Raw genomic sequence first — 15482 nt, 5'->3', positions numbered from 1 at the left:
GTTTCCTGGTTATCGCTGGAGAAGTTGCCATGCAAAAACTCATACCCGCCACCAATCTTCTGCTGGGCGCCTTATCTCGCAAGGATCGCGAGCCGTTGCTTGCAAATTGCGAGCAAGTCGATTTCATTTTTGCCGATGTGCTTTACCGGACCGGAGACTTGATTACTCATGTTTACTTTCCGACGGAAAGCTTCATTTCCCTGGTAACGTCCATCGATGACAAAGCAAGTTTGGAGGTGGGGTTAATCGGTAGCGAGGGCGTGCTCGGTGTTACTCTCATACTGGGAATCGATATCGCGCCTTTTCAGGCTCTGGTTCAGGGCGCAGGTACAGCTTTACGCATTACGGCGGCATTGTTTCTCCATGAACTCGAACAGAATCCCGCGCTACGGCGAGAGATGCGGCACTACCTTTATGCGTCGATAAGCCAGCTCGCGCAAAGGGCTGCATGCACCCGCTTCCATATGGTGGAGGCTCGCCTTGCCTGTTGGTTGTTGATGACTCACGACCGGGCGCATTCCGACACCTTCCTTGTCACGCAGTTGTTCATGGCCTATATGCTCGGCGTTCGGCGAGTCGGCGTTACCAAAGCAGCGAATTCGCTACGAAAGCAAAAGCTCATCAGCTACTGCCGCGGGGCTATTACGATCCTCGATCATGCCGGTCTGGAGGCTGCTTCGTGCGCGTGTTACCGGGCGGAAAAAGAGGGCTACGAGCGGATTATGGGCTACTCATCAAATTCTATTTTCTGATAAGAATCCGTTAAATTGCTGCCGGTATGTTCACGATTGCCGACGAAATTGTAATTATTCAGTGAGTGTTTTAGAGTCATGACCGAAGTAGTCGGGTTGAGGCAAGCCAGAGTTTGATTTGGGGCGGACTGCCCGTAACCCCCGGCAGCCTCAGCGATTGATGCCATGAACGGTTTTCCTCACCCAGCCCGCTCCGCGTCCCACGTGCGTTGCAGTGCAGTCCGGCTACTGCGCTGCGAAGCGTGCTTCGCAAAATTCCGGTTTCGCACCGGCGAGAGAGAGGGTGTTAGCTGCGCGATTTGCACGGTAACGGTTCTGGATTAGAATATGCAGTTTAGCATTGTTGATATGGTGAACTGCTAATGACAGATACGCACCATCCTAGGCAAAACCACCTTCTCGACACCTTGCCGGAACAGGATTACAAGCTTCTTTTTCCCCATATGGAACTGGTCCCGATGCCACTCGGCGATGTGCTTTACGAATCCGGCGACGAGTTGTGTCACGCTTATTTTCCTACGACCTGCATCGTGTCGTTGCTTTACGTCATGGAAAGCGGGGCGTCGGCGGAGATCGCCGTGGTCGGTAACGAGGGCATCATCGGCGTAGCGCTGTTCATGGGGGGCGGAACCATGCCTAATCGGGCAGTCGTACAGAGCGCGGGCTATGCTTACCGGTTGCGTGCTTCACTGATACAGCAGGAGTGCGGCAGAAACGGGCCGCTCCTTCGTCTGCTGCTGCGTTATACCCAGGCGCTGATTACCCAGATGGCGCAAACCGCAGTCTGCAATCGTCATCATACAGTCGACCAGCAACTCTGTCGCTGGCTGTTGCTGAGTATGGATCGACTCACCGGTAATGAGTTGACCATGACTCAGGAGCTGATCGCCAATATGCTGGGCGTGCGCCGCGAGGGCGTTACCGAGGCAGCCGGAAAATTGCAGCGGGCGGGATTGATTATTTACAGCCGGGGCCACATCACAGTGCTGGATCGGCCGGGATTGGAGGCGCGAGTCTGCGAGTGCTATCAAGTGGTCAAAACCGAATTCGAACGCCTGCTTCCCTCTCTTTCCCGCGCGGCTCGTTGACGTGGATGTGTCAGGGGGTAACCGGCCTCATGCCTTGCATGAGGTCAGGGGCTGCCGCACGAGGCGGTGACCGGCGTAAATCGGGTAAGCTCCGCACGAGAATGTGCATTCGTATTCGGAAGGTTGATGGGTTGGCAATAGTTACGAACGTTTATACATACAGCGAGCACGGTTTATAATGTTTTTGTGATAATATCTACAGGCTTTCATATTGCTCAACCAGACTATGGCCAGAAAAACCGTTCGTGGCTCCAAGGGCGGACGCAATCCAGTCGCGCACTTTGCCCACAAAGCCAATAATCGTTGTATCCCTTTCCGGGATCACTCCAAATACAAGCGCAAGCAGAAGCACAGGGCGGATAGCCGCCCTGATGCCGTGTACGCCAATGATAAGGCGCTTTGCGCATAGTCCTTTCGACTCGCGCGGGCAGGTATAGTAAACTGTCCATATGTCGCAGTATTTTGAAATTCATCCTAAGAATCCGCAGCCACGCGTGATCCAGCGTGCGGTCGACGTGGTGCGTGCGGGCGGTTTGATTGTCTATCCCACCGATTCGGCTTATGCTCTCGGTTGCCAGATCGGCAATAAGCACGCGCAAGACCGTATCCTGCAAATTCGTGCATTGGAAAGCGATCATCAGTTCAGTCTGGTGTGCGCAGATATTTCGGAAGCGGCTACCTTTGCAAAAATCGGCAATGAAGCTTTCCGGTTTATCAAATCGATAACACCGGGACCGTTCACTTTCATTTTGAATGCGACGCGCGAAGTACCCAGAAGGCTGGTGCATCCCAAGCGCAAAAATATCGGCATCCGCTTACCGGACAACGAGATTTCGCGTCTGCTGGTCGCCGAGCTGGGGGAACCTTTGCTGAGCTCCACGCTTCTAATGGCAGGAGACGAAGACGCCTTGTCCGACCCCGAAACGATACGGGAGCGCCTGGACAAAGATGTCGATTTGATCATGGATGTCGGTGTGATTCCCTATGCTCCGACCACCGTAATCGGATTGACCGGAGATTTTCCCGAAATTCTCCGCCAGGGAAAAGGCATCGTACCCGCGCTCAAAAATTGAAGATTTGCTTTTGAGGGGGCGGCGCACATTGTTGCGTCGTGCATTGTGCCGGATACCGCTTTTGTATATATGTTGGAATGGCTATGGACGAATTAACTACCGCAGGGCGCTTCGCCGTTTGGGCGATCCCCGTCGTTTTTGCAATTACCCTGCATGAGGTTGCGCACGGTTGGGCGGCCAAGCTGTTAGGGGATCGTACTGCGGAAAGAATGGGGCGGCTATCGCTGAACCCGCTGCATCATGTCGATCCGGTCGGCACCTTGCTGGTTCCGGGGCTGTTGCTGGTGTTCAGCCATTTTATTTTCGGCTGGGCCAAACCGGTACCCGTCGATTGGGGGAAGCTGCGCAATCCGAAGCGCGACGTAGCATTGGTCGCCGCAGCTGGGCCGGGCGCCAACGCCGTAATGGTTCTGCTCTGGATGTTGCTGGCGCGGCTGGCGATTACGCTGAATGACGCTTTTGTTTCCCGTCCGTTGATTTTCATGGCGGCAGCCGGTATTTTTATTAACCTGGTGTTGCTGCTGGTTAACCTGGTGCCGGTGCCGCCGCTGGATGGCGGACGCATATTGGGCAGTTTGCTGCCCCCGCGTCTGGCAATGCGCTACGCCCAGCTCGAGCCGTACGGCTTTATCATCATGTTGGCTTTAATCGCCACCAATTTGCTGTCGATGCTGTTGGGCGGGCCGTTGAATCTGCTGCTGGCCATCAGCCTCGATATAGCCGGCATACCGCCGGGCATCCTGTACCACTTGATGGGTTCAGGGACTTAAGAAGCGCTTGGGCAATAGCACCGAGATGGTTCACCCGGAGATAAGGTTGGAGATTCCAGCAGAGGCAGTGGCTGTTGTCAATGGCGCGCCTTATATGGCGCTACCGCAGGACTTGTATATTCCACCCGATGCGCTGGAGGTTTTTCTGGAAACCTTCGAGGGTCCGCTCGATTTGCTGCTCTATCTGATCAGGCGGCAGAATATTGATATTCTTGATATTCCTATAGCCAGTATTACACGGCAATATGTCGCCTACATCGACATGATGACGCATATGCAGATGGAACTGGCGGCGGAGTACTTGTTAATGGCCGCCATATTGGCGGAGATCAAGTCGCGTATGCTGCTTCCGCAGCCCGCCAACGCTGAAGGCGAAGAAGACGACCCTCGCGCCGATCTGGTGCGCCGCCTGCAGGAGTACGAGCGTTTCCGCACGGCCGCCGAGCGGCTTGATGCGCTTCCGCGTTGCGGACGCGATATTTTCGAGTCCGGCGGTTTGGATGCCGCTCATATTCCGCCTCAAAAACGCTACCCCGAAGTCGATTTATCTGAAATATTGACGGCTTTTCAGGATGTGTTGCGCCGTGCGGATCGAATCACCCATCATCGTATTTTGCGCGAGCCCTTATCCGTGCGCGAGCGTATGACCGGCGTACTGGAACGCTTGAGCCGGGTTGGCTCCCTGCTTTTTCAGGAGCTGTTTGCGTACGAAGAAGGGCGTCAGGGGGTGGTGGTATCGCTGCTGGCGATTCTGGAGCTCAGTAAAGAGCGCTTGATTGAAATAGTGCAGGAAGAGCCTTTTTCGGTCTTATCCGTGCGCATGCCCGCCGCCGCAGCCGAAGAGCGCGCTTTCTTGCTGTAGGTGGCGCGCCGGCGCAAGGAACTCCCTTGGAAATCAAACCGATAATAGAAGCCGCCCTATTCGTTGTGCAGAAGCCGTTGAACATGGATGATCTGCGTCATTTGTTCGGCGACAGCGAGGATCAGCAGCCCGCTGCGGTGGAAATCAAACAGGCGCTCGCCGAACTCGCCGGGGATTTTCGCGAGCGTCCGCTTGAACTGGTAGAGGTTGCGTCGGGTTATCGCCTGCATGTGCGCGACAGTCTGGCCCCATGGATTTCCCGTTTGTTCGAAGAGCGTCCGGCGCGCTATACCAAGGCCTTCCTCGAAACCCTGGCGATTATAGCCTACCGCCAGCCTGCTACTCGCGGTGAAATCGAGGAAATCCGCGGCGTTTCGGTTTCCACCCAAACGCTGCGGGCGATGATGGAGCGCGATTGGGTGCACGTAGTCGGACACAAGGAAGTGCCGGGGCGTCCGGCGCTTTATGCGACGACGCGCGCTTTTCTCGATCATTTTAACTTGCGCAGTCTGGCGGATTTGCCGCCGCTGCAAGACTTCATAGACTCGATTCAGGATGAAAAAACTGAGTCGCCCGCTGCTGCGGCAGTGCCGCCAGAAATACCGGTTGAATCACATGACGAATCCCAGGAAGCCCCCTCTTAAATCACAAAAGCCGGTTGCGGACGCTCCGGGCGAGCGCATACAGAAGGTATTGGCCCATGCCGGCCTTGCTTCTCGCCGCGAAATCGAGGGCTGGATCGGCCAGGGCGAAGTGCAGATAAACGGCCACGTCGCAAAATTGGGCGATCGCTGGCATCCCGGCGATTTTCTCACGTTGCGCGGGCGCGTGGTGAACGTGGAAAAACGCCTGGACGCGAAAACGCGGGTGCTGGTTTACCATAAACCGGAAGGTGAAATGGTCACGCGGCGCGATCCGGATGGTCGCCCGGTGGTATTTTCCAACCTGCCGCGTCTGGACATCGGGCGCTGGGTAGCAATCGGCCGTCTCGACATCAATACGCAAGGCTTGCTGCTGCTTACCAATAACGGCGAGCTGGCCAATCGCATGATGCACCCGTCGCAGCAGGTAGAGCGCGAATATGCCGTGCGCATACTCGGCGATGTGAGCGACGATACCTTGAAACGGTTGCAGGATGGCGTAGAGCTTGAAGACGGCAAGGCGTATTTCAACAAGCTGGAGTTTGCCGGCGGGGAGGGCGCCAACCGCTGGTATCATGTCACGCTGATGGAAGGACGCAATCGCATCGTGCGCCGATTGTGGGAATCGCAGCGGGTAGCGGTCAGCCGGCTGATCCGTATCCGTTACGGCGATACCGTGCTGCCGCCCGGTTTGAAGGCGCGCGCGCATTACGAGCTGAATGAAGCGGAACGCGATGCGCTGCTGGTTTCCGCGGGCCTGCCGCCGGAAGCGCCGGTCAAGATCAAACGCAGGCCGGCTGTGAAACGAGGCGGGCGCGGTTCAGGCGCCCGTTAGAGGTCTACGCGCGGCTTGACCATGTTCTGTACGGGACACTCGGTAAACCGAGGCGGTCAGTGCAATGCTGGAAGCCGGAGCCGTGAAAAGGAATAGCGCGCATGTTCTTCCATTCAGCTTTTGGCTGCGTGGGTTTCACTATCCAGCTTAACGAGGCGCATGTCCATAAAACCAGTTTTTTGGCAACTTTGGCTTGAATTGACTCCAGTCGGTCTTTTCGAAAGACCTTCCAAAGGATCTTCCTGCTTCCTGAAGATGGTTTTTGGTTTCGATTCCGCCGGCCACAATATGATTTTTGGCAGTCACTGCCGCTCTGCCAATTCCATCGCCTATTCTTCTTAAACTAAGGCCGCCGACAATTTCATCCAACTCCTGATCGGACAGTTCCGCTGGTTTTTCAGGAATCACCAAATGATAGACGCTGTCGGTATTTTCCACAGCCTTGATGGTAAAGCCATCTTTGATTGCTAAGCCTTCTTCCTTCAGCGTTTCCACCGTATTCACCAGCAATTTGGCTTTGAAAGCTTCATCCGCCCAGCACTTGGCAATAAGGCCAGCGAATTGTGCTTCGTGTTCATCGTATTCCGGGGTTTTTTCTGCTGCTGCTTCGTTCATTTCGTTACTCCTTCAATAAAAAAGTGATCGCCTGTGTTCAACCTGCTCAGTGCAAAGCGCATATCGATGGGGCCAGGTTATAGTTTATGTAACACGCGTTGCCAGAAAGTTCTCGCTTTTTTATAGCTCCGAGCGCTCCCTGCGTATCCTGACGCGCTTGCGTTGAGTCCAAACCTGACTTGAAATCTATACGTATAGAGTACAACGCTTTCATGACTTAAGTCATTTGTGCTTGCCCGTGGGCGTCGGCGACGCCTTCAAGGTTTCGATTACGGCGGGTTTGAGCCGGGGGCGGCTAGAGGGGGTCCCCCTATGTCTGGATAGTTGTCGGTGGAAGATGGCTTTCAGATCAACAGTACTCCCATGAAAGTGGCCGACAACATCCGTGTCTATGTGTACCGAGGCAACTAATTGGTTTGATTGCTATATCCTTCTCGAACAGTAGGCGCACGTTGGGGTAACGGAGCGATTCCAGCGATGTCTCCAATCGTATTCATCCTCAACGGTTTCATCCTCGTTATTGATTATCTTCGACTGGGATAAAGTAAATGATATCTGTTTAAACACAAAAATCAGCGTTAACCCGATGATGAGGCCAATTAAAAAAAATGTAAAAAATATCATAAGCGCTTCCTCTCCACTGAAACGCAATATTGCACATATTTGATTAAGATTTTATTAAAAGCCGACTAGGTTCTGTTGACGTATCACCGCAACCAAATGAGAGCTGAGACGAAGTGAAGGAAGGCCATGTAGTTGCGAGCTGTTTTTTAAAAACGCGAAAATATTCGTCGGTAATGTTTGATTTTGTTGAAGAAGCATTCAATCAGATGGCGTTCTTTGTAAATAAACCAATCGCACTCGCGTACCTTGTTTCGATTGCAGCGCGGAGGAATGACGGCTTTCATATCTCTCGCTACGATGGCCTGGACGAGCGCATCGCTGTCATAGCCTTTGTCACCGACAAACGCACGCGCACCCGCTGTGGCGTCAGCGCCGGCAAGGTTTCAGCCTGTCCAATGTCACTGGCCTGCCCTCCGGTCAGTAAGAATTCGAGGGGATTCCCCAAGGCATCGGTGATGGCGTGAATCCTGGTAGTAAAGCCGCCCTTCGACCGTCCCAAGGCTTCATCCTCGGCATTGCTGCCCGCCGCGCCACCAGCGCAGGGATGAGCCCGGTTGATGGTGGAATCGATAAACACGCTTTGCAAATCAGGATGATGGATGCATCCGGCGAACAGCGACTGCCAAACCCCATGCTTGCTCCAGCGGGAAAAACGCTTGAACACGGAGTTCCACTTGCCATGCGCTTCCGGCAGCAAACGCCATTGCGATCCCCATCGAAGAATTTGCAGAACGGCAACCAGAAAGGCCCGGCACTGTTCCTCGGACGTCGATCGGACATGCCGATGTTTCACCAGTATGGGATAGATAACGTTCCAGTCTTCGGCGCTAATTTCGAGTCGGTCAGCCATTTTCGAAATGGTTCCAGCTTCACTGGTGGCGCGTGCTAATGTCAACAGAACCTAACCATTAAAGTGCTTATGCCCGCTGTCTATCAACGGACAACGGCTGCCCAGCGGGAGCGGACGACGACAAAACTGTAGGCTCAGTTTCCGGCCATGTCAATCACCTGGCTTCTGGAGCGCCAGCAACGAAAATACAGACGGGCCTTAGCGCCCGTTTTGTTGGAATTCTGCGAGAGCGTAGCACCGGTGTAGCACGATAGTTTTTAAGCGAGAAGCAGTGTTATGTAACTATTTGAAATTATGGAGCGGGTGATCGGATTCGAACCGACGGCGTTCACCTTGGGAAGGTGACATTCTACCACTGAATTACACCCGCAACGCTGAAGCCGGAAGTGGCGAGGTATCGATGACCCGATAACTTCTTGTTCCTGCCCTATGTCTTTAATGAAGTGCGCATCGAAAATCGATTAAGCCAATATTTCCTTTGATTCGACGTAACTCCCCATACCGCCAGCCGGTTGGCGTAATCCACTTGTGTCGCGGAGACAACAGGCGAACCACCCTCAGTTGGATTCACGGCATAGCCGAGGCCGGTACGCATCCGGGCATTTCGACACCTTTATTCCCCGATCAGAAGCTCGCACTGAATGGCTACGGGTTTTATTTTATAAGGTTTGCGGTGACTGTGGCAACTCGAATTTATGTCCGCAAGCATGATGATAGAAATTGCAGGTATATCAGGCTGAAGGCCGGTTACGGCAGAATCTGGTTTTCTATGTTAGATAAATTTATGGTCACGGTAATTCAGTTTAAGCCGTCATAAGTAGTCATGTATTACTAGTGTGGAACTTTATGGTGTATGCTGGAGGCATCCACAGCAAGAAGCCCGAATGAAGAAGCGCAACATACAAAAACGAAATCTGCTCGATCAGCCGCTGACCAGTGAAGAGATCGAAACCTTGGAACAACTCGCAAAACACCATCACTATCCTGATTTCCGTCGGCGCGCGCTGGGCCTGCTGGCATTGAATGCGGGACGGAGTGTCGCCGATATTTGTGAGTTTTTGCATGTCAGTGATCAACCGATATACAACTGGGCTAAAGGCTGGCGAGAGAAAGGCATTGCCGGTATTCTGAGCGGACACAAAGGCGGAGCACCGGTGAAGTTGACCCAGGAAATGCTGGATGTCGCTGCGGAAATAGCCTGCCAGGAGCCGCTAACCTTGGCGAAGATTGCTGTTCGCATAGCAGAACGTTTTCCCGATGCGCCCAGCTTCAGTTTGGATCGTCTCGCTGCGGGGCTGAAAGCCAGAGGGCTTTCTTTCAAGCGGAACCGGCTTTCCTTGAAAAAAAACGGGATGAAACCCGGTTTCAGCAGGTGAAGGAAGCGATGGGGAAAATTCAGCGCGATGCTCACAACGGCAAGGTTGAATTGTTTTATTTCGATGAAGCGGGTTTTTCTTGCCTGCCCTCTGTGCAACGAAGCTGGTCGCCTTTGGGGAAGCCTCATTGCGCTGATGCGAGTGTCGGACATAAACGGGCCAACGTGATGGGGGCGCTGAATTATGCACAAGGAGCCCTGCATTTCGAGGTCTGTGACCACACTATCCGGCGTGAACATGTCATTAACTTTCTTGATCGCCTGGCTGCCTCTTCTGCGCAGGAAAAGTGGACTTTCGTGTGGATGGATAACGCTTCGATACATCATTCTATCGAGCCGGAAATCACCGACCGTTGGTTGGTCGACCATCGGTTCGTTCTTTTGTATCTGCCGCCCTACAGCCCGGAACTGAATTTGATCGAAATACTTTGGAAGCATGCAAAATACCATTGGCGTGACTTCACTTCCTGGACACGAGATACGTTGATTCAGAATGTTCAAGTGCTTCTGAATGACTTCGGCACAAAGTTCCACATATGTTATACGTGATTACTTACCGATATTCAATCAGTATTGAAATATGTTTTTCTTTCCGATAGGTAAGTATGATTTATTTTTAATGCTCGTACTTTCATATGTTATTTATTTATCTGCAGTAAGAAAGCATGATTGCTAAGATTTTGGTTTTTTTCATGGCTCCTGAGGGTTCGTGAATTGCTCTCTATATCATGACTGGTCACTTTTATTAATATGAGTAATATGTTATATTCCCTGAGAAAATTTTATTCGTTTTGAAAGTATAGTGTACGCTCTGTCTGGTAACTTATTTGCATGGCAAGAACTGGCGATGTTATAAAACAGGCAAGATTGATGCTGAAGCTAACCCAGCATGAACTTGCAACTCAGATTGCTGTCCAGGTAAGGGACAGCTATTCGCGCGCGGCTTTGTCTCAGGTGGAAAACGGCGATACCAAGGATATGAAGCCCGCTAATTTGTTTGCTGCGTGCAAAATTCTTGGGATAGACCCTCAATCTGCGGTTGCCGGCAAGCTTAAATGGGTGGACAGCTTTTTAGGCCAGCCTGCGGAAAGCGCATCTTCCTTGCAAATCGAAACAGCGCCTGCTTTGTCCGGGCCCGATCAGCTTTCCAGGGAAGAGCGCGAATTACTTGGTTCTTTTCGTTGCCTGACCCTGCGGCAACGGCGCGACATCTTGCAACACGTTCAGGATACCGGGCAATCCAACAGGGAAGTGGTCGAGGAATGGAATGTCAGAAACGGCAGCCGATTCTGATTCCTGCTTCGTGCGCTTTTATCATCACCGCAATATATCATTTTTCTTCTGAAGTTCAGGTTTTCGTTGCCGTGCGGGAACTATGAGCGGTCGATCGTTGTTGCGAGCGAATGTTTTCTCTTCCGTATCCGCTCCGCGCTGAAGGAATTAGCCTGCTTTTACTTCTGCTGGCGGCATATAGCCTTGCGGTAAATCTGCGCCTGTTCCGAATAGAAATTTTTCCCGTTCCTGTGCCAGAAACTGTTTGTGCTGGGAGTCGAACGGCGTCAGACGGTGTTCGTTTATCAGCATGGTTTGCAGTTTGAGCCATTCCTGCCAGGCTTGTTTGGATATATGCGCCTGTATGCGCAGTCCCTGTTCGCCGGGAAAAGGGGGCTTATCCAGTCCTTCGAGGACAGTTCCGTATTTTGCGCAGGTTACGCTGTTAGTCATGGCGTAGTGTTCTCTTTATTTGTCATAGTGTTGTTGTGCCAATGCCAGGTTGGCTTTTTCGTTGCGGAAAACCGATGTCACCGACGGGTTATTTCGGTAAGCAGCCGGGAAACGGGGGCCGGTATTGCCAAGGCCTCGCCGGCTTTCAGCCAGCAGCCGGAAGTTTCCTGAACACCGTCAAGCGACGATGTCCATGCTATTGCCGGTGTGTAGTCCAAACGAAAGTGAGTAAAAGTATGCCGTTGTTCGGGCAGCAGTTCAAGTTGCGAGATGTCTATCCGGCGTTGGCGGCACCAGGTAAGCATATCTGCTTCGCTATCGAAGCAGGGAAAAACCCAGAGTCCGCCCCAAAGGCCGGCTCCGGGGCGTTTTTCCAGGTAGAAAGCGTTATCATCACCATTATTACGCAGGATCAGCATCCAGCTTTTTCGTACCGGTATGCTGCTGCCCGGTTTCGAGGCCGGAACCCTGTCCGTGCATTGTAGCTGATGGGCTGTGCATGCCGACTGTAGCGGACATGCGTTGCAATCGGGATGCGTGCGCGTGCAGACCGTCGCTCCGATGTCCATTAGCGCCTGGTTATAATCGCCGGCCTGTTTTTCCGGAGTCAAGCGCTCGCTGATCGCCCATAGCAGGCGCTGGTTGGCGGCTGTTCCGGGCCATCCCTCCAGGTTGACGTAGCGGCTAAGTATGCGTTTTACATTGCCGTCGAGTATCGCCGCGCATTTGCCGTATCCCAGGCTGAGTATCGCGCCTGCCGTCGAGCGCCCGATGCCGGGAAGCGCGGTCAGTTGCTCCAGCGTTGCCGGCATCTCTCCTGCATGATGATCGGCGATCAATCGGGCGCTGCGATGCAGGTTGCGCGCGCGGGCATAATAGCCGAGTCCGGACCAATGCTGTAATACCTGATCCTGGTTGGCGGCGCTCAGCGATTCGAGGGTCGGAAAGCGCTGCATGAAACGAAAAAAGTAGGGTATAACGGTATTTACCTGAGTTTGCTGGAGCATGGTTTCGGAAACCCATACCTTGTACGGAGTAGTTTCCAGTTTCCAGGGCAGATTTTTCCGTCCGTAGCGATCGTACCAGCCTAGCAAGGCCTGCTGGAATGACAGTGTTTCGATCTGCGTCGGATTTTCGTGAGGCATGCTGCATAGTTTATCGCATAGTCAATGTGCGCGGACAGCATTTTGCTTTAGAATGACGACCATGAAGTATCATGCATTCGATCATATTTATGAATATTATTCTTTATCGCTCCTTATTGCTTTCCGTAATCTTGTCGTTGAGCGCAACTGCCTGCGGTTCCAAAGGCCCCTTGGTTCCTGCCGATAGCGCGATGGCGGCTACAATGAGGCGGCAGGAAGCCGCCGAGCAAAAAAGAGCCGAGCAAAAAGAATTAGAGTCGTCCAATCAGAAGAGCTCTCAGCCCTCACAATTGCAACCTTCGCCGTTTTAACGATACGATGGATCACTTCAACTACCGCAATGGCGTGATGTACGCCGAACAGGTTGCTTTGCCTGCAATTGCAGAGCAGTATGGGACTCCTGCCTATGTCTATTCACGCGCAACGCTGGAAAGGCATTGGCGGGCTTTTGACGCTGCGTTGTCGGGGCGGCGGCATTTGATCTGTTATGCGGTCAAGGCCAATTCCAACCTGGCGGTATTGAATATCATGGCGCGCATGGGTTCGGGTTTCGATATCGTTTCCATCGGCGAACTGGAACGCGTGCTGGCGGCCGGAGGTGATCCGCGCAAGGTGGTTTTTTCCGGGGTCGGCAAGCGCGAAGACGAATTGCGGCGCGCGTTGATCGCGGGCATCAAATGTTTCAATGTCGAAGTCGTTGAAGAGTTGGAACGGTTGAATCGTATTGCCGGCGAATTGCGGGTAAGGGCGCCGGTTTCGATTCGCGTGAACCCCGATGTCGATGCGCAAACGCATCCCTATATATCGACAGGTCTCAAGGAAAACAAGTTCGGTATTGATATTGCGGCAGCGCCCGGGGTTTACGCTCAAGCGGCCCTGATGTCCAATCTGGATGTCGTCGGCATCGATTGTCATATCGGGTCCCAGCTTACCAGCATCAGCCCGTTTATGGATGCGCTGGAAAAGGTTTTAGCGCTGGCCGATACGCTCCGTCAACAGGGTATTGAGGTGCAGCATCTTGATTTTGGCGGAGGGCTGGGTATACGTTACCGCAACGAACAGCCTCCGGAGCCTTCGGCGTTGATGGCGGCGCTGCTCGACCGTTTGCCGCCGTCCGATTACGAGATTTTGCTGGAGCCGGGGCGCGCCATTGCCGGTAACGCCGGCGTGTTGCTGACGCGCGTCGAATATCTCAAGTCCAACGCCGTCAAGAATTTTGCGATTGTCGATGCGGCAATGAATGATTTGTTGCGCCCCGCGCTTTATGGATCCTGGCAGGAGATTTTACCTGTTGCAGAAGGAGGGCATGGCGACTCCCGTGTTTGGGATGTGGTCGGGCCGGTTTGCGAAACCGGAGACTTCCTTGGAAAACAGCGGGAACTGGCGCTCGCGGCAGGCGATTTGCTGCTGGTGCGCTCTGCCGGCGCTTACGGTTTTGGTATGAGCTCCAATTACAATGCTCGTCCGCGTCCGGTGGAACTGATGGTGGACGGCGATCGCGTGCATGAGGTGCGGCCGCGCGAGGCGCTGGCGTCCCTGTTCGCTACGGAACATCTGCCGGATTGGGGAGTATAGTGCTGCAGTTTGTGAAAATGCACGGTCTGGGCAATGATTTTGTCGTGATCGACGCTATTAATCAGCAGGTAAATCTTGGCGAAGCCGACGTCAGGCGCATTGCGGACCGTCACTTCGGCGTCGGTTGCGATCAGCTGCTGCTGGTGGAAAAGCCGGAGGGCCGCGACGCCGACTTCCGTTATCGCATTTTCAATGCGGATGGTTCCGAGGTGGCGCAGTGCGGTAACGGCGCGCGTTGTTTCGCGCGTTTCGTGCGTGAGCAAGGCTTGACCGCTAAAACTGAAATACGCGTGGAGACAAGGAGCGGGCATCTTTTATTGCGTCACGAAGCGGACGGGCTGGTAACGGTCGACATGGGCGTTCCGCGTCACGCGCCCGCCGAAATCCCGTTATTGGCGGAGCGTGAGGCGGCCAGATACCCTGTCGAAGTTGACGGTCAGGCCCTCGTGTTCGGGGCGGCTTCGATCGGTAATCCGCATGCCGTGCTGCTGGTTGACAACAGCGAAACCGCTCCAGTGGAGAAGCTGGGCGCTTTGCTGGAGCGCCATGACTTGTTTCCCGAGCGCGCCAATATCGGTTTCATGCAGGTGTTGGACCGCCAATCGGTTCGTTTGCGTGTTTTCGAGCGGGGCGTTGGAGAAACGCTTGCTTGCGGCAGCGGAGCGTGTGCGGCCGTCGTAGTCGGCAATGAGTGGGGATTGCTGGATGACAAGGTTCGCGTGGCTTTGCCGGGCGGCGAGCTATTGATCCGCTGGTCCGGGCGCGATCAGCCCGTGTTGATGTCGGGACCCGCGGTTACTGTTTTTAATGGAAGTCTATTGTTATGAAATCGCTAGTAGTATCGCCGCGCCGCGCAAAAAAAACGCCTGGTGCCGACGAAGTTGAAAATTATCTGCGCGACAACCCGAATTTTTTTCAGGAGCGGGAGTCCTTGCTGGAAGAAATCAGAGTGCCGCACGCCTGTGGTGAGGCGGTTTCGCTGGTGGAAAAACAGGTTGATGTGTTGCGCGCCACGAATCGCAAGTTGCAGCGTCAATTGGAAGCTATCGTTGATATCGCGCGCGAAAACGATGCGCTGTACTTGCGTCTGCATCGTTTGACTCTTGCCTTGTTGGACGCGAACTCACTGGAGGATGCCCTGGCAGGCCTGCAATGGGCGTTGCACGAATGCTTTCAGGCCGATGTTGCAGTAGTGCGTTTACTGGAACCTCTGTTCGAGTGTCCAGTTGCCGATCTGTTTGCCGATGACGCGCTGAAATCTTCCGGTGCGATGATACGGTTGCTGGCTTCCGGAAAACCCGATTATGGCAAAGTGGACCCGTTGCTTGCCGGGCAGTTGTTTGGCGAGCGGGTGAATGAAGTCGCTTCCGCCGCGCTGTTGCCTTTGCAGCATGCCGGGCTGAAAGGCGTATTGGCGATCGGCAGCGCAAGCGCCGACCGCTTTCATGCCGGTATGGGCGCGACGTTTCTGATGCAGTTAAGCGATATCGTTGCCGCGCGGCTTTATTCGTTGTTGCCTGAATGTAAGGGATGACCAACCCTGATGCGTGAT

The 15482-nt window shown here is 53.7% G+C and carries 18 protein-coding genes, 1 tRNA gene and 1 pseudogene; 15 read left to right on the top strand and 5 right to left on the bottom strand.

The window, feature by feature from the left end:
* Window positions 1–29: 29 nt before the first annotated feature.
* The 8 genes from F6R98_RS13515 to rluB all read left to right on the top strand — a co-directional run bounded on the left by F6R98_RS13515 (window position 30) and on the right by rluB (window position 6021).
* A complete protein-coding gene (locus F6R98_RS13515) occupies window positions 30–752 on the top strand; it encodes a Crp/Fnr family transcriptional regulator (protein ID WP_153249484.1) in 723 nt (240 codons plus the stop codon).
* A gap of 362 nt (window positions 753–1114) precedes the next feature.
* Window positions 1115–1840 carry a Crp/Fnr family transcriptional regulator gene (locus F6R98_RS13510; RefSeq protein ID WP_153249483.1) on the top strand — a complete coding sequence of 242 codons (726 nt, stop codon included), beginning with the start codon at window positions 1115–1117 and terminating at the stop codon, window positions 1838–1840.
* Between the two features lie 226 nt (window positions 1841–2066).
* Window positions 2067–2249 carry a DUF7230 family protein gene (locus F6R98_RS22990; protein WP_455423477.1) on the top strand — a complete coding sequence of 61 codons (183 nt, stop codon included), beginning with the start codon at window positions 2067–2069 and terminating at the stop codon, window positions 2247–2249.
* Between the two features lie 40 nt (window positions 2250–2289).
* Window positions 2290–2913 carry an L-threonylcarbamoyladenylate synthase gene (locus F6R98_RS13505; RefSeq protein WP_153249482.1) on the top strand — a complete coding sequence of 208 codons (624 nt, stop codon included), beginning with the start codon at window positions 2290–2292 and terminating at the stop codon, window positions 2911–2913.
* Between the two features lie 83 nt (window positions 2914–2996).
* On the top strand, window positions 2997–3683 hold the full coding sequence (locus F6R98_RS13500; protein WP_153249481.1) for a site-2 protease family protein: 687 nt from the start codon (window positions 2997–2999) through the stop codon (window positions 3681–3683).
* 25 nt (window positions 3684–3708) lie between these two features.
* Window positions 3709–4545, top strand: a complete 837-nt coding sequence (locus F6R98_RS13495; protein ID WP_153251065.1) for a segregation and condensation protein A — start codon at window positions 3709–3711, stop codon at window positions 4543–4545.
* Between the two features lie 26 nt (window positions 4546–4571).
* Entirely contained in the window at window positions 4572–5189 is a 618-nt protein-coding gene (gene scpB / locus F6R98_RS13490; RefSeq protein ID WP_153249480.1) for an SMC-Scp complex subunit ScpB, read from the top strand.
* Window positions 5161–6021 carry a 23S rRNA pseudouridine(2605) synthase RluB gene (gene rluB / locus F6R98_RS13485; RefSeq protein ID WP_153249479.1) on the top strand — a complete coding sequence of 287 codons (861 nt, stop codon included), beginning with the start codon at window positions 5161–5163 and terminating at the stop codon, window positions 6019–6021. The genes scpB and rluB overlap by 29 nt, the downstream gene beginning before the upstream one ends.
* A gap of 147 nt (window positions 6022–6168) precedes the next feature.
* Here rluB and F6R98_RS13480 read toward each other — a convergent pair whose 3' ends face one another.
* From F6R98_RS13480 to F6R98_RS13465, 3 genes and pseudogenes are all read right to left on the bottom strand, one after another.
* Window positions 6169–6636, bottom strand: a complete 468-nt coding sequence (locus F6R98_RS13480) for an NHLP leader peptide family RiPP precursor (RefSeq protein WP_153249478.1) — start codon at window positions 6634–6636, stop codon at window positions 6169–6171.
* 707 nt (window positions 6637–7343) lie between these two features.
* Window positions 7344–8110: pseudogene (locus tag F6R98_RS13470) on the bottom strand (IS5 family transposase).
* Window positions 8111–8405: 295 nt separating this feature from the next.
* Window positions 8406–8480, bottom strand: a tRNA-Gly gene (locus tag F6R98_RS13465).
* 514 nt (window positions 8481–8994) lie between these two features.
* On the opposite strand from F6R98_RS13465, the gene F6R98_RS13460 reads away from it, so the two are divergent.
* From F6R98_RS13460 to F6R98_RS13450, 3 genes are all read left to right on the top strand, one after another.
* Window positions 8995–9486, top strand: a complete 492-nt coding sequence (locus F6R98_RS13460) for a helix-turn-helix domain-containing protein (RefSeq protein WP_153247883.1) — start codon at window positions 8995–8997, stop codon at window positions 9484–9486.
* Window positions 9487–9494: 8 nt separating this feature from the next.
* On the top strand, window positions 9495–10034 hold the full coding sequence (locus tag F6R98_RS13455; RefSeq protein ID WP_265588095.1) for an IS630 family transposase: 540 nt from the start codon (window positions 9495–9497) through the stop codon (window positions 10032–10034).
* A gap of 282 nt (window positions 10035–10316) precedes the next feature.
* A complete protein-coding gene (locus F6R98_RS13450) occupies window positions 10317–10778 on the top strand; it encodes a helix-turn-helix domain-containing protein (protein ID WP_153249476.1) in 462 nt (153 codons plus the stop codon).
* Window positions 10779–10925: 147 nt separating this feature from the next.
* On the opposite strand, the gene F6R98_RS13445 is transcribed toward F6R98_RS13450, so the two are convergent.
* Both F6R98_RS13445 and mutY read right to left on the bottom strand, forming a co-directional pair.
* Window positions 10926–11210 carry an oxidative damage protection protein gene (locus F6R98_RS13445; protein WP_153249475.1) on the bottom strand — a complete coding sequence of 95 codons (285 nt, stop codon included), beginning with the start codon at window positions 11208–11210 and terminating at the stop codon, window positions 10926–10928.
* 77 nt (window positions 11211–11287) lie between these two features.
* Complete coding sequence (gene mutY, locus F6R98_RS13440) at window positions 11288–12355, bottom strand: A/G-specific adenine glycosylase (protein WP_153249474.1); 1068 nt, start codon at window positions 12353–12355, stop codon at window positions 11288–11290.
* Window positions 12356–12444: 89 nt separating this feature from the next.
* On the opposite strand from mutY, the gene F6R98_RS13435 reads away from it, so the two are divergent.
* The 4 genes from F6R98_RS13435 to F6R98_RS13420 are packed head-to-tail and all read left to right on the top strand — an operon-like array spanning window position 12445 to window position 15464.
* Window positions 12445–12666 (top strand): hypothetical protein, encoded by a 222-nt coding sequence (locus tag F6R98_RS13435; protein WP_194269935.1) that lies wholly within the window; start codon window positions 12445–12447, stop codon window positions 12664–12666.
* A gap of 7 nt (window positions 12667–12673) precedes the next feature.
* Window positions 12674–13930, top strand: coding sequence for a diaminopimelate decarboxylase (gene lysA / locus F6R98_RS13430; RefSeq protein WP_153249472.1), 1257 nt, complete (start codon window positions 12674–12676; stop codon window positions 13928–13930).
* Window positions 13930–14757 carry a diaminopimelate epimerase gene (gene dapF / locus F6R98_RS13425; RefSeq protein WP_153249471.1) on the top strand — a complete coding sequence of 276 codons (828 nt, stop codon included), beginning with the start codon at window positions 13930–13932 and terminating at the stop codon, window positions 14755–14757. Before lysA ends, dapF begins: the two co-directional genes overlap by 1 nt.
* The gene (locus F6R98_RS13420; protein WP_153249470.1) at window positions 14754–15464 is read left to right on the top strand and encodes a DUF484 family protein; all 711 of its coding nucleotides are present in this window, start codon (window positions 14754–14756) and stop codon (window positions 15462–15464) included. The genes dapF and F6R98_RS13420 overlap by 4 nt, the downstream gene beginning before the upstream one ends.
* Window positions 15465–15482: the final 18 nt, after the last annotated feature.

This window comes from Candidatus Methylospira mobilis (assembly GCF_009498235.1).
GTDB classification, from domain to species: domain Bacteria; phylum Pseudomonadota; class Gammaproteobacteria; order Methylococcales; family Methylococcaceae; genus Methylospira; species Methylospira mobilis.
Note: the sequence above shows the minus strand (reverse complement) of the source record. Positions and strands in the feature narration are given on the sequence as shown.